Origin of the sequence: Corynebacterium pollutisoli (assembly GCF_900177745.1) — a bacterium.
In the GTDB taxonomy this organism is placed as follows: domain Bacteria; phylum Actinomycetota; class Actinomycetes; order Mycobacteriales; family Mycobacteriaceae; genus Corynebacterium; species Corynebacterium pollutisoli.
In genome coordinates, this window is sequence record NZ_FXAR01000011.1 from 1 (window position 1) to 19,408 (window position 19,408).

A 19,408-nucleotide genomic window follows, 5' to 3' on the forward strand; every position below is an offset into this window, starting at 1 on the left:
AGGGTGGCGATGATGTGGGAGATCTGGCGTTCCGGCAGAGTGAGTGTCAGGGTGCGCATGCCGAGGGCGTCGGTGTTCTTACCCCCGCGTAGGGCTCGTTTGCCGTAGGCCTTCGCCGCCGCATCCTTGACCGTGCGGTTGTGTTCACGGACCCGGGCGGCGGCCGCCCGATCAATCTCACCCACCGTCCCGCGCAACGAACACAACTCGACCCGGAGTTCCTCCACCGTCACCGACGCACCACGCAGCAGCGACCGCAGGTGTTTTTCGATCACCGCGACCGCGTCCAGGGACAGCGGCACCGCCGCTTCCCGGGCCGCCGCCTGCAGCCTGCGATACCGGGTGGGACCGTAGTACGTGACCGCGAGTTTCTCCCACAGCCGGGCATCGCGTACACCCAGACGGTCGAGTACGTCGCGTGTGACCGTCCCGGAGGAGATCTCCTCCAGGACGGTCATGGCGCGCAGGGCCTGCAACGCAGCAACGGTGGTCATGCCCCGGACACTAAACCGGAATCACGCAGGCGTCGATAAGCAACCAACCCGGTCTGTGGATAACCACCGTCTATCCACAGAAACCGGCATTTCTGCCTAGCTACCGGTTGACAGATCCTCCATCGGGGGCTTTCCTTTCCGGAATACGCGCCACGAGCCGAGGCTGGCGGCGGCGGTGAACAGGGCGGGCAGGCCGAAGGTGCGGATGGCGCGGCGGACGGAACGGTAGTCGCGGATCTGCCAGCCGCGCGCCTCCGCCTCCTTGCGCAGCTTCGTGTCCGGGTTGATGGCCACGGCGGTGCCCACCATCGAGAGCATGGGGATGTCGTTGATGGAGTCCGAGTAGGCGGTGCAGCGCTGCAGATCGAGCTGCTCGATGGCGGCCAGCGCGGCGACCGCGTGCTTCTTTCCGGGGCCGTGGAGGATGTCGCCGACGAGACGACCGGTGAACACCCCGTCCTCGACCTCCGCGACAGTGCCCAGGGCACCGGTGAAGCCGAAGCGCTTCGCCAGGATGTGCGCCAGCTGCACCGGCGTGGCGGACACCAGCCACACCTGGTGGCCGGCGGCGAGGTGCATGCGGGCCAGCTCGCGGGTGGCGGGCCAGGCCTTGTCGATCATCGAGGAGTCCACGATGTCCTCGCACAGGTCCACCAGCTCATCGACACGCTTGCCCTTGATGAACTCCAGGGCCTGGGTGCGCCCCTCGGCGACGTCGGTGGCGTTCTCCGAGCCGGTGATGCGGAACTTGATCTGCTTCCAGGCGATGGGGAGGATCTCGGAGAGCCGGAAGTACTTCTTGCGGGCCAGGCCCATCGCGAACACGACGAGGGAGGAGCCCTGGATGAGGGTGTTGTCCACGTCGAAGAAGGCCGCCGCGCCGACGTCCTGCGGGATGTCCGGGTCCGGTAGGGAGATGTGGAAGCCACCGGCCGCCTCGATGGACCCGGAGACCGAGTCCACCCCGGAGGAGAAGGCGTCCAGCTCGATGCCGAAGGTCTCCTGGACGGCGGCCGCGGCGGCGGCCTCACCGGCGGTGCGCTGGGACTCCTCGTCGATGGGCGGCAGCGCCCGGTCCTCCAGGAAGCGGCGGAGGTTGCCCCGCGTCGCACTCCAGCTGGCGAGGAACTCACCGGGCGTGCCGGGGAAGAGGGAGTCGTGGTGGGAGGGGCTCACGTCGCGGTCCGAGCCTTCCTGTGTGCATCGGGGAACGGGTGGGGCGGTATCGTGTCCATGGTAGGCGTCGAAGAAGGAGACTGTGGACCATGGCGGAGACGGTGGAGCTGATGATCCGCACGACGTGTGGGTCGTGCGCGCGCGTCGAGAAGCAGATCACCCCCGTGGTGGAGGCCGCCGGTCTCACCCTCGATGTCCGTAACGTCGACCATGACCGCGCCCTGGCCGTGGAGTTCGGGGACCGGGTCCCTGTGGTGGTCATCGACGGCGATGAGTTCGCCTGCTGGGAGGTCGACGATGCTGAACTGGAGGCCGCTCTGGCGTGATCGGGCGGGGCAGGTGTGGATTTCCTGTGTGCCGGGGGTATCCTTTTGTATGATCCACCCCGAGGGTGCGTGCACGACGTGCCCCGGGGTCGCGTAGTTAGATGTCCGTGCAACCGAAAGCGGTGAAGGAAAACGTGAGTGTGCTCGTCGTCGGAATGTCGCACCGGTCGGCGCCGGTGGCGCTGCTCGAGCGGCTGAGCATGGACGAGACCGTCCGCAACGACACCACCTCCCGCCTCGTCGGACGCCCCTCGCTGAGCGAGGCCATGATTGTCTCCACATGTAACCGGCTGGAGATCTACTCGGTGACCAATTCCTTCCACTCCGGTGTGCAGGACGTCGTCGAGGTGCTGCACGAGATCTCCGACGTGGACATCGACACCCTCCGCGGCTACCTCTACGTCCGCTACGCCGATGCGGCGGCCGAGCACATGATGGTCGTGGCCTCGGGGCTGGACTCCATGGTCGTCGGCGAGCAGCAGATCATCGGCCAGGTGCGCACCGCGTACCAGGAGGCCACGGACAAGGGCACCGTCGGCCCGGCGCTGCACCAGCTGGCGCAGACCGCCCTGCACACCGGCAAGCGCGTCCACTCCGAGACCGACATCGACGACGCCGGCGCCAACATGGTCACCGTCGCCGTCGACGAGGCCCTCGAGCACCTCCACACGGACACCCTGCAGGGCAAGACCGCCCTGGTTCTCGGCGCCGGGGCGATGGCCTCGCTGGCGGCGACTCATCTGGGACGACTGGGCGTCGAGAAGCTCATCATCGGTAACCGCACCCGCAGCCGCGCGGAGCGCCTCGCCGAGCACTCCCGGGAGGCGGGGGTGCCCGCCGAGGTCGTCGACTTCGACGACCGCCACACCACCCTGGGGCACGTCGATCTGGCGGTGTCGGCGACCGGCGCGGACGAGTTCACCATCGCCCCGGCGGACATCCCCGCCGAACGGCGCCGCGACCTCATGCTCATCGACCTGTCGATGCCCCGCGACATAGACGACGCCGTCGTGCAGTTCGACGGCGTCCACCTGGTGAACATCGAGCGCCTCCACCAGACCATCTCCGGCCGGGGCGATCACTCCGCCGGCCACAAGGACGCCCTGGCGATCGTCGCCGAGCAGCTGCAGGAGTACAGCTCCGAGCAGCGCGTCCGGGATGTCGTCCCGGCGGTGTCGGCGCTGCGTCGCCACGCCGCGGAGCTCATCGAGGGGGAGCTCGACCGCCTGCGCGGGCGTACTCCCGCGATCGACGATCCCGATTTCGAGGAGGTGTCGCGGACGGTGCGCCGGGTCGTCGACAAGCTCCTCCACGAGCCGACGGTGCGCGTGAAGAAGCTCGCCGCCGAATCCGGCGTCGTGTCCTATGAATCCGCACTCCAGGAGCTGTTCGGCCTGGTCACCGACGCGCCGCCCGTCGCGGTCGACGTCGCCGACCTGCCCGAGGGCAAGCTCACCACCACCTAAGGAGACTGACTCTTGACCCGTACGACCCTGAAGATCGGCACCCGCCGCTCGAAGCTCGCCACCACCCAGGCCGGCCACATGCGCGACGCCCTCATCGCCGAGGGCCACGACGCCGAGCTGCACCTGGTCACCACCGAGGGCGACGTCAACATGGCCCCGGTCGAGCGCATCGGCGTCGGCGTGTTCACCCAGAAGCTGCGCGAGGCGATGGCCGCCGGCGAGTGCGACATCGCCGTCCACTCCTTCAAGGACCTGCCCACCGCCCCCGACGAGCGGTTCCACCTCGTCGTCCCCGTGCGTGCCGACGCCCGCGAGGCGCTCATCGCCCGCGACGGGCTCACCCTCGACACCCTTCCGGAGGGGGCGCGGGTGGGTACCTCCGCCCCGCGCCGCATCTCCCAGCTCAAGGCGCACCGTCCGGACCTGGACATCCGCCCGCTGCGCGGCAACATCGAAACCCGCATGGGGTACGTCACCGACGGTGAGCTCGACGCCGTCGTCCTCGCCTACGCCGGCCTCTCGCGCGTCGACATGGGTGACCGCGCCACCCAGGTCTTCGGCCCCGAGCTCGTCCTCCCGGCCCCGGCGCAGGGTGCGCTGGCCATCGAGTGCCGGGCCGATGACGCGGAGGCGGTCGCCGCCGTCGATAAGCTGGCCGACGTCGCCGCCACCACCTGCGCCCACACCGAGCGCATCGTGCTCAACCGCCTCGAGGCCGGCTGCACCGCCCCGGTCGCCTCCCACGCCACCCTCGACGCCGACGGCACCATCCACCTCACCGCCGGTGTCTTCGCCCTCGACGGCTCCCGGCAGCTGCTCTACCAGGGCACCGGCACCGATCCGGTCACCCTCGGTGAGGCCGCCGCCGCCGATCTCCTGGGCCGCGGTGCCGCCGACCTCATCGACCGCTAGGCGGGACCGGGGTAGACTGGCCTGACCATGGCTGTTCTCAACATCACCGACCGTCAGGTCACCGTCACCCTCGACTGGTGGGAGAAGATCGCCGCCCGGCGGTCCCACCTCACCATCCCCACCCGGGTGATCACCGACGTCCGCGTCGTCGACGACGCCTGCAGCCTGGCCAGCGCCGTCCCCGCCCACAGACGCGCCCCCGGCACCCGCATCCGCGGTGTGACCAGCACAGGCACCTTCACCGCCAATGACGGCACCGGGGTCCAGACCTTCGCCGTGTGTCACGGCAAGGGCCCCGGCATCCTCATCGACCTGAAGTCGGCCACCGTCAACCGCATCATCATCTCCACGCCGCGGGCGGGGGAGTACGCGGAGGAACTGGCCCGCATCGTCGGCTGAGGCCGGCTGAGACGGTTGTGCCGGGGGAAGTGTTTTCGTATTCCGGGCTTCCTAAATTAAGGTGTGAATACCACACCATCATTTTCCCGTGATCGTATGGCCCCCCTTAGCCGGGTCACGGGTGTCGATGTGTGTCTCGACCTGTTGTGAGCATCCCCCACACTAGAAAAGATCCGTATGAGCATGGCCCCTCAGACCTCCCAGCCGGGAAAGGTCGTCTTCGTCGGTGCAGGCCCCGGTAACCCCGATCTGCTGACCGTGCGTGCCCGCGAGGTACTCGCCGCGACCTCCGTCGCGGTGACCGATCCGGGCGTGCTCACCGGGGTACGCGAGGTCGTCGCCTCCGGACTGCCCGTCCCGCAGGAGCGTATCGACGCCGCCGAGGCCGAGTACGAGCGCATCTGCGCCGAGGCCAAGGCCGCCGGTGCCCGCCGTCGTCCCCCGCGTCCGCCGGCGCCGACCGCCGCGGACATCCGCGAGGTCGTGGAGGGTGATGCGGCGGACGTCGTGAAGCAGCTGTCCGAGGCGCTCGCCGAGGGCGGGGACGTCATCCGCCTGGTGACGGGCAACCCGCTCACCCGTGATCAGACGATGGCGGAGATCGCCGCCGTCGCCGCCGCGGGACTGGAGTTCCAGGTTGTGCCGGGCATGTCCCTGCCGTCGACGGTACCGTCGTTCGCGGGTATCGCCCTCGGTTCGACGTACACGGAGACCGACGTCACCGAGAACAACGTCGACTGGGAGCAGCTCGCCTCCGCCCCGCAGCCGCTCGTGCTGCAGGCCACGGAGGCCGACCTGGAGACCATCGCCACCGAGCTGGCTGAGCGGGGCATGGCCCCGGACACCCCGGTCTCCGTCACCGTCAACGGCACCACCCGCCTGCAGCGCACCCACGACGTCACTCTGGGCACCCTCGGCCGCCTCGACGCGGAGCTGCCGGGCCAGCTGGTGGTCACCCTGGGCAAGGGCGTCGACGACCGCACCAAGTACTCCTGGTGGGAGAACCGCCCGCTGTACGGCTGGCGCGTGCTGGTCCCCCGCACGAAGGAGCAGGCCGCGTCGATGAGCGCCCGCCTGTCCGGTTACGGCGCGATCCCGCAGGCCGTGCCGACGATCTCGGTGGAGCCGCCGCGCAACCCCGCGCAGATGGAGCGTGCCATCAAGGGCATCGTCGAGGGCCGCTACCAGTGGGTCGTGTTCACCTCCGTCAACGCCGTGGCGGCCGTGTGGGAGAAGATCGTCGAGTTCGGTCTCGACGCCCGCTCCTTCGCCGGTGTCCGCCTCGCCGCCGTCGGCACGAAGACTGCGCAGGCCATCAGCGACCTCGGCATGACGCCCGAGCTGCTGCCGGCCGTGACCAAGCAGAACGCCGCCGGGCTCGTGGAGGTCTTCCCCGAGTACGTTGAGGACCTCGACCCCGTCGGCCGGGTCCTGCTGCCCCGCGCGGACATCGCCACCGACGTGCTCGTCGACGGTCTCATCGACCTCGGCTGGGAGGTCGACGATGTCGTCGCCTACCGCACCGTCCGCGCCGCCCCGCCGTCCGCCGAGATCCGCGAGATGATCAAGTCCGGTGGTTTCGACGCCGTGTGCTTCACCTCCTCCTCGACGGTGAAGAACCTGGTCGGCATCGCCGGCAAGCCGCACCCGCGCACCATCATCGCCTGCATCGGCCCCATGACGGAGGCCACCGCCAAGGAGATGGGCCTGCGTGTCGACGTCGTCCCCGAGATCGCCGAGGTTCCCGAGCTTGTCGACGCCCTCGCCGACCACGTCGCCGGCCTGCGTGCGGCCGGTCAGCTCCCGCCGCCGCGCAAGAAGCGCCGCACCCGTCGCAAGGCGGGCGAGGACGCCTGAGACGGTGGGGTGCGGGCAACCGCCTATGATGGCGGGGAAGACCGACAGACCCCTTTTTCCCGGAAGGACCAGCGCCCGCTGTGACTGACCAGTCCACCCCGTTCCTGTCCGTGCCCACCCGTCGCCCGCGCCGCCTGCGCACCAGCCCGGCGATGCGCGAGCTCGTCGCGGAGACGACGCTGCGCCCGGCGGACCTCATCCTGCCGATGTTCATCGCCGACGGCATCGACACCCCGCGGGAGATCACCTCCATGCCGGGCGTGCACCAGCACACCCTGGACTCCCTCAAGCGCGCCGCCCACGAGGCCCTCGAGGCCGGGGTGCGCTGCGTCGACCTGTTCGGCGTGCCGCGCGACGAGGACAAGGACGCCGATGGCACCGCCTCCTGCGACGGGGACGGCGTGCTCAACCGCGCGCTGGCCGCGATGCGCGAGGAGTTCGGCGACGACCTGCTGCTCATGGCCGACACCTGCCTCGACGAGTTCACCGACCACGGGCACTGCGGTGTCGTGCGGGAGGACCGGTGGGGACGCGCGGTCGTCGATAATGATGCGACCCTGGACCTCTACCAGAAGATGGCCGTCGCACAGGCTGACGCCGGCGCCCACATCATCAGCCCCTCCGGCATGATGGACGGCCAGATCCTGGCCATCCGCGAGGCGCTCGACGCCGCGGGCCACCAGGACGTGTCCATCATGGCGTACTCCGCGAAGTACGCCTCCGCCTTCTACGGCCCGTTCCGCGAGGCCGTCGGCTCCTCCCTGCAGGGCGACCGCCGCACCTACCAGCAGGACCCCGCGAACCTCCGCGAGTCCCTGCTCGAGGCGGAGCTCGACATCGACGAGGGCGCGGACTTCATCATGGTGAAGCCCGCCATGCCCTACCTCGACGTGCTCGCCGCCGTCGCCCAGCTCTCCTCGGTCCCGGTCGCCGCGTACCAGGTCTCCGGCGAGTACGCGATGCTGCAGGCCGCCGCGCAGAACGGCTGGCTGGACCTCGAGGCCGTCATGATGGAGTCCCTCACCTCCATCAAGCGGGCCGGCGCCGACCAGATCCTCACCTACTTCGCCACCGACGCCGCGCGGGTGTTGGGCCGCCGATGACGGAGAAGAAGCCGGAGGTCGTCCGCCTCATGCTGCTGCTGTTCGCGGTGGCCGTGGGCGGCGAAATCCTCCACCAGATCCTCAACATCACCATCGGGCTCATGGACCCCTCCGCCCTGTACGCGGCGGCCAAGGAGACCATGAGCGCGGAGCAGGCGGCGGAGATCTCCGACGGTGCGCTGCGGGCGACGGTCATCGCCTCCATCCTGGTGACCGGCGGCATCGGCATCGCCGTCATGGGGCTCCTGGCGTTCATGCTGGTGCTCATCCACCGCCGCTCGAAGTTCGCCGGACTGGCGCGCCGTATGCTGCTCGTCTTCGGCTTCTACTTCGGGTTCCGCATCCTCATGCTGTTCATGGCCACCCCGGGCGGGAACGACGTCCCCGTGGCAATGTATCTCGTGGACGGTGCCGTCCAGATCATCGTCGGCGTGGCCGCAGTCCTGGGCCTGATCTTCTCCTTCCGGGAGGAGGTCCTCAAGTGGACCGGGGAGATCGACTCCTCCGGCAACCGGATCGATCCGCGAAGGAAGTGAGTAACCGTGCCCAGCATGTTCCCCGGGATGTACGCCGACCCCAATGACCCGAACCGCGGGCCGCGCCGCACCCCGGGTGTGGAGTCGGACACGTGGCCCGCGACCCTCCGGTGGGGCTACTACCTCACGGTGGCCGCGGCGATCCTCATGGTGCTCACCGGCATGGTGGGCCTCGCCCAGGACTTCGGCGGGGATCCCGACGCCTCCCGCGAGGTCATCGACGCCTACCACCGCAACGTCCGCTTCATCGGCGTGTACAACATCATCGCCGGCCTGTTCATCGCCGCGCTGGGCGCCCAGCTGAAGTCCGGCGGCCGGATCTCCCGCCGCGTGCTGGCGGGCGTCATCGCCCTGTCGATCTTCTTCAACATCGCCGCCTTCGCCATCCAGGTCGGCGGCCTGGCGATGGTCGCCATCTGTGTCCTGCTCGGTGTGGCGGCCGTCCTCGTGTTCCGCCCGGATTCCAACGACTACATGCGGCAGAAGAGCAGCCGCGACGACTAACCTGTGGGGCATGGACCCCCGCACTGATCAGGTGACCTCCGCACTGGAGGAGGCCCGGGCGGCTGCCCGGGCGGTCGGCATCGACGTCGACACCGGGCCGCTGCAGGTCGACGACGACCGCCCCAAGGTCTCCTACGCCTTCGAGCTGGAGGGGGACTTCGACGCCCCCGACGCCGCCGCGATGGAGGAGGCCCTGGAGGAGATCCCCGGGGTCCGCGCCCGCATCGTCGTCCCCGCCGACGCGCCCGCCACCGCCTGGATCACCGCCCCCGACACCCTCGACCCGGATGACCTGGCCGAGATCATCGGGGTCTTCGGCGTCCGCGCCACCCTCACCGACTCCTCGCTGCGCCGCCGCATCATGCGCCCCGACCCGGCGGAGCGCACCCGCCCCGCCGTCCGGGCCCGCCGCCTGCCGTGGAAGTACCGCCGCCACCTGGAGGACGAGGAACGCAACCTCGAACGCGCCCGTCGCTCGGGCTTCCTGGGCAACCCGGAGGACCGGGTCCGCCTGGCGGAGAACGCGCAGCCGAAGGACCTGCTGTTCACCGCGCGCGACCTGCTCACCCCGACGCGGCTCATCGTCTGCCTCATCCTGGCGGTGCCGATCATGCTCATGTCCTACATTCATGAGCTGCAGATCGACGGGTGGCAGTGGCTCACCCTCGTGCTGGCCCTGCCGGTGGTGACGTGGGGCGCGTGGCCCTTCCACCGGGCGATGGTCGGTGGCGCACGCCGGGGACTCACGGCCCTCGACGCGGCCAGTTCGGTGGCGATCATCGCGGCCACGGTGTGGTCGATCGTCATGCTCCTGTTCACCCCGGCGGGGCAGGCCGGCTGGCAGTCCACCCCGCACTGGTTCGCCTTCCAGCAGCAGCGCATCGTCGACGGGGAGCTCTTCCTCGACGTCGCCTGCGGCATGACGGTCCTGCTGCTGGCCGGCCGCCTCATCACCATGCGGACGCGGGTGAGTCTGCTGGAGGAGATGGACGCCCGCCGCCCGGACCCGCAGCACATCGTGCACCTGGCCCCGAAGACCCGGGCTCCCGGCACCCCGGCCCGCGACGAGCTGCGCATTCCCCTGCAGGAGGTCAACGTCGGCGACGACATCATCGTCCAGGCGGGGGAGACCATCCCGGTGGACGGCACCGTCGTGGGCGGTTCCTGCACCGTCCACCGCGGGCTCATCAGCACCGGTGAGCGGGAGAAGGAGCAGGTGAAGGTCAACTCCTACGTGTACGCGGGCTCCCGCAACCTCGACGGCCGCATCAAGGTGCGCGTGGTCCACACCGGTCACCGCACCCGCTCGGCGGCGATCCACCGGTGGGTGACCGACGCCAACATCCAGCAGCACCAGTCGACGCTGCTGTCCACCCGCACCGCCGCCATGCTCATCCCGGCGGCCCTCGGTCTGGCGGCGCTGGACTTCCTCCTGTGGGTGCTCATCGCAGGCAACTTCAACGCGGCCTTCGCCACGGCGCTGGCGGTGCTCGCCTCGGTGGCGCCGGTCGCCCTGGCGCTGTCCCCGGCCCTGGCCATCCGCCACGGCATCGAGGCGGCCGCCCGCAACGGCATCCTCTTCCGCGATGGAGCGACGGTGCGCCGCGCGGAGATGATCGACACGGTCATCTTCAACCGCGTGGGCACCCTGGCGGAGAACGACATGCACGTCGAGTCCGTCACCGCCGCCCACGGGGAGAACCCGGAGCTGGTGCTGCGCGTCGCCGGTGCCCTGGCCCTGGAATCCGATCACCCGGTGTCCCGGGCCCTGGTGAAGGCCGCCCGCGAGGCCCGCGACACCGGCGCCGGCGGCGAGGACGTCCCGCACTGGATCGAGGTCTCCCACGCCGAGGACGACGGGCAGGGCAGCTTCCGCGGGCTCGTCGACCTGCCGCTCAGGGCGCGCGACGGCACGGTGACCGTCACCCAGGTGGAGGCCGTCCTGTGGCGCCCCCGCACCATGTCGGAGCTGCACGGACGGCTGGCCGCGGCGGTCGTCTCCGGCGGCACCCCCATCGTGGTGCGCTGGAAGGGGAAGGACCGCGGCGTCATCAGCCTGCACGACAACGTCAAGGCCGACGCCGAGGAGGCCGTCGAGCAGCTGGAGCAGCAGGGCATCGAGACGGTGATGCTGTCGCGGGACACATACCCGGTGGCGCGCCGGTACGCGGACCGGATCGGCATCTCCCAGGTGCTGGCGGGCATCGCCCCGGGCCGCAAGCCCCACACGGTGCGCTCGGTGCACACCCAGGGCGCGACGGTCGGCATGGTCGGCGACGTCTCCGTGCTGTCCTCACTGCGGGTGGCGGACGTGGGCATCCTCATGGGCGACAGCGACACCAGCGACGACGTCGACCACCTCACCCACTCGGGCCACCCGGACGTGGACATCATCGTCCTGCGGCGGGATGTGTCGGCGATCCCGCAGCTCATCGCGCAGTCGCGCCGGGTGTGCCGGATCATCGACACGAACATCGTCTTCGCCTGGACCTACAACGGCGTCGCCCTGGCTGCGTCGGTCGCCGGGGTGCTGCACCCCATGGCGGCGACGGTGCTCATGCTCGGTTCCTCACTATTCATCGAGGCGCGGTCCAACAGTGTCCGTTCCTTCCGACGCGCGGTGGCCCCGTAATTACCCCCGGGTCCAACTTTTGGACCACAATGGTGGGCATGACTCGTCGTGACATTCCCGATGCCCCGCTCCTCGCCGCCGCCGCCGGCCGCACCCCGTCCCGCACCCCGGTGTGGTTCATGCGCCAGGCCGGCCGTTCGCTGCCCGAGTACCTCAAGGTGCGCGAGGGCATCTCGATGCTCGACTCCTGCTTCATGCCGGAGCTGCTGGCGGAGATCACCATGCAGCCGGTGCGCCGACACGACGTCGACGCCGCCATCCTCTTCTCCGACATCGTCGTGCCGCTGCGCGCGGCGGGTGTGGGCGTGGAGATCGTCGCCGGCCGCGGCCCGGTGATGGACAAGGCCATCACCACCCGCGCGGACATCGACGCCCTCCCGATCCTCGAGGAGGAGGTCACGGAGGTGCAGGACGGCATCCGCATCATCCTCGACGAGCTCACCGACACCCAGACCCTCATCGGTTTCGTCGGCGCGCCGTTCACCCTGGCCAGCTACCTCGTCGAGGGCGGGCCGAGCAAGAACCACGAGAAGACCAAGGCCATGATCCACGGTGACCCGGACACCTGGCACGCCCTCATGCAGCGCCTCACCCCGACGGTCACCGCGTTCCTGCGCCAGCAGATCGACGCCGGCATCGACGCGATGCAGCTCTTCGACTCCTGGGCCGGCTTCCTCACCGAGCGTGACTACCGCGAGCACGTCCTGCCGTACTCGGTGGAGATCCTCCGGGAGATCGAGGGCGAGATCCCGCGCATCCACTTCGGGGTGGGCACCGGTGAGATCCTCGGCGCCATGTCCGAGGCCGGTTCCGAGGTCATGGGCGTCGACTGGCGCGTGCCTCTCGACGCCGCCGCCGAGCGCATCCACGCCGCCTCCGGGCCGAAGGTCCTGCAGGGCAACCTGGACCCGGCGATCCTCTTCGCCGGCCGCGACGCCGTCGTCTCCGAGGTCGCCCGCATCAAGGGCGAGGCCGCCCGCGCCATCGAGGCCGGTCACGCCACGGGCCACATCTTCAACCTGGGCCACGGTGTCCTGCCGAACACGAAGGCGGAGGACATCACCGAGGCCGTCGCCATCATTCACGCCGACCACGAGGAGAACTGAGCGTGACCCGGTATGCCATCATCGGCGCGGGCCTGGCCGGACTGGTCAGCGCCCACGAGATCCGGAAGGCCGACCCCGAGGCGGTCATCCACGTCTTCGAGGCGGAAGACCGCATCGGCGGCAAGCTGCACACCGTGCCCTTCGACTCCGGTCCGACGGACATGGGCGCCGAGGCGTACCTGGCCCTGCGTTCCGACGCCACCGACTTCTTCACCGAGCTCGGCCTCGGTGACGACCTCGTCAGCCCCTCCGGTGCCCGCTCCCTCGTCTACTCCGAGGGTGAGCTGCACGGCCTGCCCGCGGGCGGCGTCATGGGCATCCCGTCCTCCTCCGCCCCGGTCGCCGACATCGTCTCCGCCGGGACGGCTGCGCGTATCGACGCCGAGGGCGACGCCCCCGACATCGACTGGGTCGTGGGGGGTGACGCGAGCGTCGGCAAGCTCGTGTCGGAGCGCTACGGCGCGGAGGTCACCGACCGCATCGTCTCCGCGCTGCTCGGCGGCGTGTACTCGTGTGCGGCCGAGGATCTGGGCATCCGGGCGACGATCCCGCAGCTGGCCGAGGCCCTCGACGAGCTCGCCACGGCGGGGGAGAAGGTCACCCTGTCCGCCGCCGTGCGCCTGTGCGAGTCGCGGCGCACCCCGCGCGACCCCGGCTCCACGCCGACGCCGGTGTTCGCCACCTTCCGCCACGGCTACGCCCAGGTCTACGAGACCCTGGCGGAGACGTCCGGGGCGGACATCCACCTCGACGCCTTCGTCGCCGGCGTCACCCGGGACCTGCGCGGCTACCACCTCAAGGGGCCGGGTGTCGTCACCGACGCCCCCTACGACCGCCTCCTGGTCACCGCACCCGCGCCGACCACCGCCGTGCTGCTCAAGGATGTCGCCCCCGCGGCCTCCGCCGCCCTGAAGTCGGTCAAGCTGGCCTCCTCGGTGGTCGTCGGCATGAAGTTCGACTCCGATACCGGGCTGCCGGACAACTCCGGCGTGCTCGTCGCCATCGGCGAACCGGGCGTGCAGGCCAAGGCCTTCACCTTCTCGTCGAAGAAGTGGCCGCACGTCGGCGAGCGCGGCGGTGCGCTCGTCCGCGCCAGCTTCGGCCGCTTCGGCGATGACGCCCTGGTCCGCGCCGAGGAGGACCTGCTCGTCGACGCCGCCCTCGACGACCTTCAGCACATCACCGGTTTCGACGGCCGCGCCGCCGGCCTGTCCGAGATCTACGTGCAGCGCTGGTTCGGCGGCCTGCCGCGTTACGACGAGACCCACCTGGCCACCGTCGCCGCCGTCCGGGAGGGTGTCGCCGGGGTACCGGGCCTCGAGGTCTCCGGCGCGTGGGCCGGAGGAGTGGGCGTGCCCGCCGTCATCGACGACGCCCGCGCCGCCGTCGCCCGGCTCATTCAGGTAGGCTGACCGGCGTAACCAGCCCGGATGAACCGGGCCCGGACGAGGGAGCCGTACCCGGTGCTGCGACAAGACGGCCAGAGAAGGGTTCCCTGTGTCCGTCACCATGTCCTGGATCATCCTCATCCTCTCCGGCGCCTTCGAGGCGGTGTGGGCCATCGCGCTCGACCGCTCCGCCGGATTCACCCGCCTGGGGCCGTCCGTGGTGTTCTTCGCCGCGCTCGTCGTCTCCATGGGTGGGCTGGCCGTCGCCCTCAAGCAGCTGCCCCTGGGCACCGCCTACGCGGTGTGGGTGGGGGTCGGCGCGTCCCTGGCGATCATCTGGTCCTTCGCCACCGGCCAGGAGGTGCTGTCCCTGGCGAAGGTGTTCTTCCTGGTGATGATCGTCGGCGGCATCATCGGCCTGAAGGTGGTCAACTGAACGGGGGGAAAGTTTAACCCCGGTTGACCCCGGTCGTATGATGGTCCCCATGACTGTGACCTCCCCGACCTCCGCCCGCACCCAGAAGTCCGCGCAGCTGCACGATCGGGCCCGCGCCGTCATCCCCGGCGGGGTGAACTCCCCGGTCCGTGCGTTCGGTTCCGTGGGGGGTCAGGCCCGGTTCATCGACTCCGCCCACGGCTCGAAGCTCATCGACGTCGACGGCAACGAGTACGTCGACCTCGTCTGCTCCTGGGGTCCGATGATCAACGGCAACGCGCACCCGGAGATCACGCAGGCGGTCGTTGACGCCACCGCCAAGGGGCTGTCCTTCGGGGCGCCCACCGAGGCGGAGATCGACCTCGCCCAGATGATCATCGACCGCACCTCCGTCGAGGAGGTCCGCCTGGTCAACTCCGGCACCGAGGCCACCATGTCCGCCGTGCGCCTGGCCCGCGGCCTCACCGGCCGTTCCAGGATCATCAAGTTCGACGGCTGCTACCACGGTCACGTCGACGCGCTGCTGGCCGCCGCGGGTTCCGGTGTGGCCACCTTCGCCCTGCCGGACTCGCCCGGAGTCACCGGGGCGTCGGCAGCCGACACCATCGTCGTGCCCTACAACGACCTCGACGCCGTGAAGCAGGCCTTCGCGGACCACCCGGGGGAGATCGCCGCGATCATCACCGAGGCCGCCGCCGGCAACATGGGCACCGTCGCCCCGCGCGAGGGATTCAACGCCGCACTCAAGGAGATCGCGCACGCCGACGGCGCGCTGCTCATCCTCGACGAGGTCATGACCGGTTTCCGCACCTCCTACTCCGGCTGGTACGGCGTCGACGGCGTGGCCGGTGACCTCACCACCTTCGGCAAGGTCGTCTCCGGTGGTCTGCCGGCCGCCGCGTTCGGTGGCCGCGCCGACATCATGGAGCACCTCGCCCCCTCCGGCCCCGTCTACCAGGCGGGCACCCTGTCCGGTAACCCGGTGGCCATGGCCGCGGGCCAGGCCTCCCTGCGCCTGGCGTCGGAGGACATCTACCCGACGCTGCACGCCCATGCCGACCGCCTCTCCGGCCTCATCTCCGAGGCGCTCACCCGCGAGGGGGTGGCCCACCACATCCAGCGCGCCGCGACGATGTTCTCCGTGCGCTTCGCCGAGGGCGAGGGCCACAACTTCGCCGACATGAAGGCAGCGGACACCTTCCGCTTCCCGCCCTTCTTCCACGCCCTGCTGGACAACGGCGTCTACGCCCCGCCGAGCGTGTTCGAGACCTGGTTTGTGTCGACGGCCCTGACCGACGATGATTTCTCCCGTATCGAGGAAGCACTCGTCCCGGCGGCCCGTGCCGCAGCCGCCGCCTCCGCCACCGCGTAAAGGATCCCGCCATGTCGCACACGATCGTCCACCTCATCCGCCACGGTGAGGTCCACAACCCGGGGCGCATCCTCTACGGCACCATCCCCGGCTACCACCTGTCGTCCCGGGGACGTTCCCAGGCCGCCCGCGTGGCCCGCTCCTTCGAGGACCACGACGTCACCTACCTCGGTGCCTCCCCGCTGCAGCGCGCCCAGGAGACCTCCGAGCCGTTCGCCGAGGTCACGGGCCTGGAGGTCGACACCGTCGAGGGCGTCGTCGAGGCGGGCAACCGCTTCGAGGGGTTGCGCACCAAGGGCTGGCGTTCCCAGCTGTGGAACCCGGTCCGCTGGCCGCTCATGGTCAACCCGCTCGAGCCGAGCTGGGGTGAGGCCTACGTCGACATCGCCGAGCGCATGATGGACGCCGTCCACGCCACCCGCCGCAGGGCCGAGGGGCATGAGGCGATCCTCGTCAGCCACCAGCTGCCGATCGTCATGGTGCAGCGCCACGTCATGGGCCTGCCCCTGGCGCACGCCAGCCGCCAGTGCGAACTGGCCTCCGTGACCTCCCTCGTCTTCGACGGCGAGGAGATCACCGACATCTTCTACACCACCCCCGCGAAGGACATCTGACATGCGCCTGCGCACCGTCGCAGCCCTGCTCGCCACCACCGCCACCGCCCTCACGCTGACTGCCTGCGGCCAGGAGTCGGACGCCGCGAAGAACGCCGTCGCCGTCGGCGGCACCTTCCAGTTCCACTCGCCCGGCGGGCAGACCGAGATCTTCTACGACGAATCCGAACGCGCCCCGCTGCCGGACATCGCCGGCGACTCTCTCATGGAGGAGGGCGAGCAGATCTCCCTCTCCGACTTCGAGGGGGAGGTCGTCATCCTCAACGCCTGGGGCCAGTGGTGCGCCCCGTGCCGCTCCGAGGCGGATGACCTGCAGCGTGTGCAGGAGGAGATCGCCCCTCTCGGCGGCACCGTGCTGGGCATCAACGTCAAGGACTACTCGCGCGAGATCGCGCAGGACTTCGTCACCGACAACGGCCTGACCTACCCGTCGATCTACGATCCGCCGTTCCGCTCCGCCGCCCACCTCGGCGGCGTGCCGTCGTCGGTCATCCCGACGACGATCATCCTCGACCGTGAGCACCGCCCCGCCGCGGTGTTCCTCAAGGAGGTCACCGACCAGGAGCTTCTCGACGTCGCCCTGCCCCTCATCACCGGATCCGGCGAGGACGCTGCGTGACCGAACTCGGGCAGCTCTTCGCCGACGCCGCCGCCTCCGGCCCCCTGATCCTGGGGCTGCTGGCCGCGGCGGCCGCCGGTCTGGTCAGTTTCGCCTCCCCGTGTGTGGTGCCGCTGGTCCCCGGCTACATGTCGTACCTGGCGGGCATCGTCGGCGGTGAGGTGCGGCACGACGCCGAGCACGGCGCCGTCGTGACGAAGAAGCGGCAGTGGGCCGTCGCCGGTGCCGCGCTCCTGTTCATCCTCGGGTTCACCGTGGTGTTCGTGCTGGCCACCGTCACCGTGTTCGGGGCGATCAGCATGCTCACCCTCAACGCGGAGACGCTCATGCGGGTCGGCGGTGTCATCACCATCCTCATGGGCGTGGTGTTCATGGGCATGATCCCGGCGCTGCAGCGCGACACCCGTATGGCCCCGAAGCGGCTCACCACCTGGGTGGGCGCGCCCCTGCTCGGCGGTGTCTTCGCCCTCGGCTGGACCCCCTGCCTGGGACCGACCCTGGCGGCGATCATCTCCGTCTCCGCCGGCACCGAGGGCATGACCGCCGCCCGCGGCGTGTTCCTCATCATCGCCTACTGCCTGGGCCTCGGTCTGCCCTTCCTGCTCATCGCCCTGGGTTCCGCCCGCGCCATGCGCACCATCGGCTGGCTGCGGAAGCACTCCCGGAAGGTGCAGATCGTCGGCGGCGTCCTCATGATCCTCGTGGGACTGGCCCTGCTCACCGGCGTGTGGGCGCACTTCATCAACTTTGTTCGTCAGTGGACCGTCGAGTACGGCGCCACCATCATCTAGGAAGAGTCGTCGTGACGTACCTCAAGAAGGCCTGGCACTGGCTGACCAGCATGCGCACCGCCCTCGCGCTGCTGTTCCTGCTGGCCGTCGCCGCCATCCCGGGTGCCCTGCTGCCGCAGCGCTCCCTCAACGAGACCAACGTCATCGAGTACATCGAGAACAACGGCCGACTCGCCGAGATCTACGACCGACTGCAGCTTTTCGACGTCTTCGAGTCCACCTGGTTCCTCGCCATCCTCGTCCTGCTGACGCTGTCGCTCATCGGCTGCATCCTGCCGCGCTCGTGGGACCACTACGTCGCGTGGAAGACGCCGCCCACCCGGGCACCGAAGAACCTGGCCCGGCTGCCGCTGCGGGCGGAAGGGGGCGTCGATAAGCCGCTGGAGGAGGTCGCCGCCGACGCGCGCGGACTGCTCAAGCGGTGGAAGGTCGCCGAGTACTCCCCGGAGGAGGACCGCGCCGGGAAGTTCTCCCTGGCCGCCGAGCGCGGGTACGCCCGCGAGCTGGCCAACCTGCTGTTCCACCTGGGCCTGGTGGGCATGATCGTCACCGTGGCGCTGGGCCGGATGGTCTACTACGAGGGCCAGGTCATCGTCGTCACCGAGTCCGGCAATTACGAGACCCCGCCCATCGAGCAGTCCACCGAGTTCTGCAACACCTCGACCGCCAACTTCGACTCATTCCGCGCCGGCCCGCTCTTCGACGGCACCGGGCTGACCACCTTCTGCTTCGACGCCCACGACTTCTCCGCCGACTACCTGCCCAACGGCCAGGCCGAGATGTTCACCTCGAACGTCTCCTACGCCGTCGGCGACGACATCATGGCACCGAAGTCCGAGTGGGAGGACTACGAACTCAAGGTCAACCACCCGCTGCGCATCGAGGGCGACCGCGTCTACCTGCAGGGCCACGGCTTCGCCCCGACGTTCACCGTCACCTGGCCCAACGGCGAGACCCGCACCCAGACCATTCAGTGGCGCCCGGACGACCTCACCTTCTTCCTCTCCTCCGGCGTCATGCGCTTCGACCCGCCCGCCGGCATGTACCCCGAGCTGTTCGACCGCCGCCAGAACCAGCTGGCCATCCAGGGCCTGTTCGCCCCGACCGCCCAGTGGGACGGAGAGAACAACGAGCTGCTCACCTCCCGCTTCCCGGCGATGACCGACCCGGCCGTGGCCATCGACATCTACCGCGGCGACGCCGGCCTCGACACCGGCCGCGCCCAGTCGATCTTCGACCTCGACCCGACGCTGCTGCACTCCGGCCAGCTGCAGAAGATCGAGCGCGTCAACCTCACCCGCGGCGAGTCCGTCACCCTCGACGACGGCACCGAGGTCACCTTCGACGGCGCCAGCGAGTTCGCCAACTTCCAGATCTCCCGCGACCCCTTCCAGCCGTGGGTCCTGGTGACCACGATGATCATGCTGGCCGCGCTCGTCGGATCGCTGCTCATCAAGCGCCGCCGCATCTGGATCCGCCTCACCCCGCTTGCCGACGGCACCACCCACGTCGAGCTCGGCGGCCTGGCACGCACCGACCGCGCGGGCTGGGGCGAGGAGTTCGACCGCATCCACCGCCAGCTGCTCGGCCTGCCCGATCCGGACGAGGTCGACGAGGATCTCCTCGTCCCCGAGGACGCCCGCAATGCCACCAACTAAAGTTGGATTCGCCCGCTGA

Annotated in this window: 18 protein-coding genes, 1 pseudogene and 1 riboswitch; of the genes and pseudogenes, 17 read left to right on the forward strand and 2 right to left on the reverse strand. The window is 69.9% G+C overall.

The window, feature by feature from the left end; genetic code table 11:
• Positions 1-494, reverse strand: a pseudogene (locus tag B9Y70_RS11865) (hypothetical protein); the annotation flags it as partial.
• A gap of 96 nt (positions 495-590) precedes the next feature.
• The gene (locus B9Y70_RS11870) at positions 591-1,670 is read right to left on the reverse strand and encodes an HAD-IB family hydrolase (protein ID WP_085550479.1); all 1,080 of its coding nucleotides are present in this window, start codon (positions 1,668-1,670) and stop codon (positions 591-593) included.
• An 89-nt stretch (positions 1,671-1,759) separates the two neighbouring features.
• On the opposite strand from B9Y70_RS11870, the gene B9Y70_RS11875 reads away from it, so the two are divergent.
• The 17 genes from B9Y70_RS11875 (at position 1,760) to B9Y70_RS11955 (ending at position 19,389) form a co-directional block, all read left to right on the forward strand.
• The gene (locus B9Y70_RS11875; protein ID WP_085550480.1) at positions 1,760-1,996 is read left to right on the forward strand and encodes a glutaredoxin family protein; all 237 of its coding nucleotides are present in this window, start codon (positions 1,760-1,762) and stop codon (positions 1,994-1,996) included.
• Between the two features lie 134 nt (positions 1,997-2,130).
• Complete coding sequence (locus tag B9Y70_RS11880; RefSeq protein ID WP_085550481.1) at positions 2,131-3,462, forward strand: glutamyl-tRNA reductase; 1,332 nt, start codon at positions 2,131-2,133, stop codon at positions 3,460-3,462.
• A gap of 12 nt (positions 3,463-3,474) precedes the next feature.
• On the forward strand, positions 3,475-4,374 hold the full coding sequence (gene hemC / locus B9Y70_RS11885) for a hydroxymethylbilane synthase (RefSeq protein ID WP_085550482.1): 900 nt from the start codon (positions 3,475-3,477) through the stop codon (positions 4,372-4,374).
• A gap of 27 nt (positions 4,375-4,401) precedes the next feature.
• Positions 4,402-4,773, forward strand: coding sequence for a hypothetical protein (locus tag B9Y70_RS11890; protein ID WP_085550483.1), 372 nt, complete (start codon positions 4,402-4,404; stop codon positions 4,771-4,773).
• Positions 4,774-4,950: 177 nt separating this feature from the next.
• A complete protein-coding gene (locus B9Y70_RS11895; RefSeq protein ID WP_085550484.1) occupies positions 4,951-6,630 on the forward strand; it encodes a uroporphyrinogen-III synthase in 1,680 nt (559 codons plus the stop codon).
• 104 nt (positions 6,631-6,734) lie between these two features.
• A complete protein-coding gene (gene hemB, locus B9Y70_RS11900; protein ID WP_085550529.1) occupies positions 6,735-7,733 on the forward strand; it encodes a porphobilinogen synthase in 999 nt (332 codons plus the stop codon).
• A complete protein-coding gene (locus B9Y70_RS11905; RefSeq protein ID WP_085550485.1) occupies positions 7,730-8,269 on the forward strand; it encodes a hypothetical protein in 540 nt (179 codons plus the stop codon). The genes hemB and B9Y70_RS11905 overlap by 4 nt, the downstream gene beginning before the upstream one ends.
• A 6-nt stretch (positions 8,270-8,275) precedes the next feature.
• On the forward strand, positions 8,276-8,773 hold the full coding sequence (locus B9Y70_RS11910) for a hypothetical protein (RefSeq protein WP_143337638.1): 498 nt from the start codon (positions 8,276-8,278) through the stop codon (positions 8,771-8,773).
• 10 nt (positions 8,774-8,783) lie between these two features.
• Positions 8,784-11,405, forward strand: coding sequence for a heavy metal translocating P-type ATPase (locus B9Y70_RS11915; RefSeq protein ID WP_085550487.1), 2,622 nt, complete (start codon positions 8,784-8,786; stop codon positions 11,403-11,405).
• Positions 11,406-11,443: 38 nt separating this feature from the next.
• Positions 11,444-12,511: a uroporphyrinogen decarboxylase gene (hemE, locus tag B9Y70_RS11920; protein WP_143337639.1), complete on the forward strand. Its 1,068-nt coding sequence runs from the start codon at positions 11,444-11,446 to the stop codon at positions 12,509-12,511.
• Between the two features lie 2 nt (positions 12,512-12,513).
• On the forward strand, positions 12,514-13,923 hold the full coding sequence (locus B9Y70_RS11925) for a protoporphyrinogen oxidase (RefSeq protein ID WP_085550489.1): 1,410 nt from the start codon (positions 12,514-12,516) through the stop codon (positions 13,921-13,923).
• Between the two features lie 8 nt (positions 13,924-13,931).
• Positions 13,932-13,996, forward strand: a riboswitch (guanidine-III (ykkC-III) riboswitch).
• Positions 13,997-14,020: 24 nt separating this feature from the next.
• Positions 14,021-14,335, forward strand: coding sequence for a DMT family transporter (locus B9Y70_RS11930; RefSeq protein ID WP_085550530.1), 315 nt, complete (start codon positions 14,021-14,023; stop codon positions 14,333-14,335).
• 40 nt (positions 14,336-14,375) lie between these two features.
• On the forward strand, positions 14,376-15,707 hold the full coding sequence (gene hemL / locus B9Y70_RS11935; protein ID WP_085550531.1) for a glutamate-1-semialdehyde 2,1-aminomutase: 1,332 nt from the start codon (positions 14,376-14,378) through the stop codon (positions 15,705-15,707).
• 11 nt (positions 15,708-15,718) lie between these two features.
• On the forward strand, positions 15,719-16,321 hold the full coding sequence (locus B9Y70_RS11940) for a histidine phosphatase family protein (protein ID WP_085550490.1): 603 nt from the start codon (positions 15,719-15,721) through the stop codon (positions 16,319-16,321).
• 1 nt (position 16,322) lies between these two features.
• Positions 16,323-16,940: a TlpA disulfide reductase family protein gene (locus tag B9Y70_RS11945; protein ID WP_085550491.1), complete on the forward strand. Its 618-nt coding sequence runs from the start codon at positions 16,323-16,325 to the stop codon at positions 16,938-16,940.
• Entirely contained in the window at positions 16,937-17,731 is a 795-nt protein-coding gene (locus B9Y70_RS11950) for a cytochrome c biogenesis CcdA family protein (RefSeq protein WP_085550492.1), read from the forward strand. Before B9Y70_RS11945 ends, B9Y70_RS11950 begins: the two co-directional genes overlap by 4 nt.
• Positions 17,732-17,781: 50 nt before the next feature.
• Positions 17,782-19,389, forward strand: a complete 1,608-nt coding sequence (locus tag B9Y70_RS11955; RefSeq protein ID WP_085550532.1) for a cytochrome c biogenesis protein ResB — start codon at positions 17,782-17,784, stop codon at positions 19,387-19,389.
• The last annotated feature ends 19 nt before the right edge of the window (positions 19,390-19,408 follow it).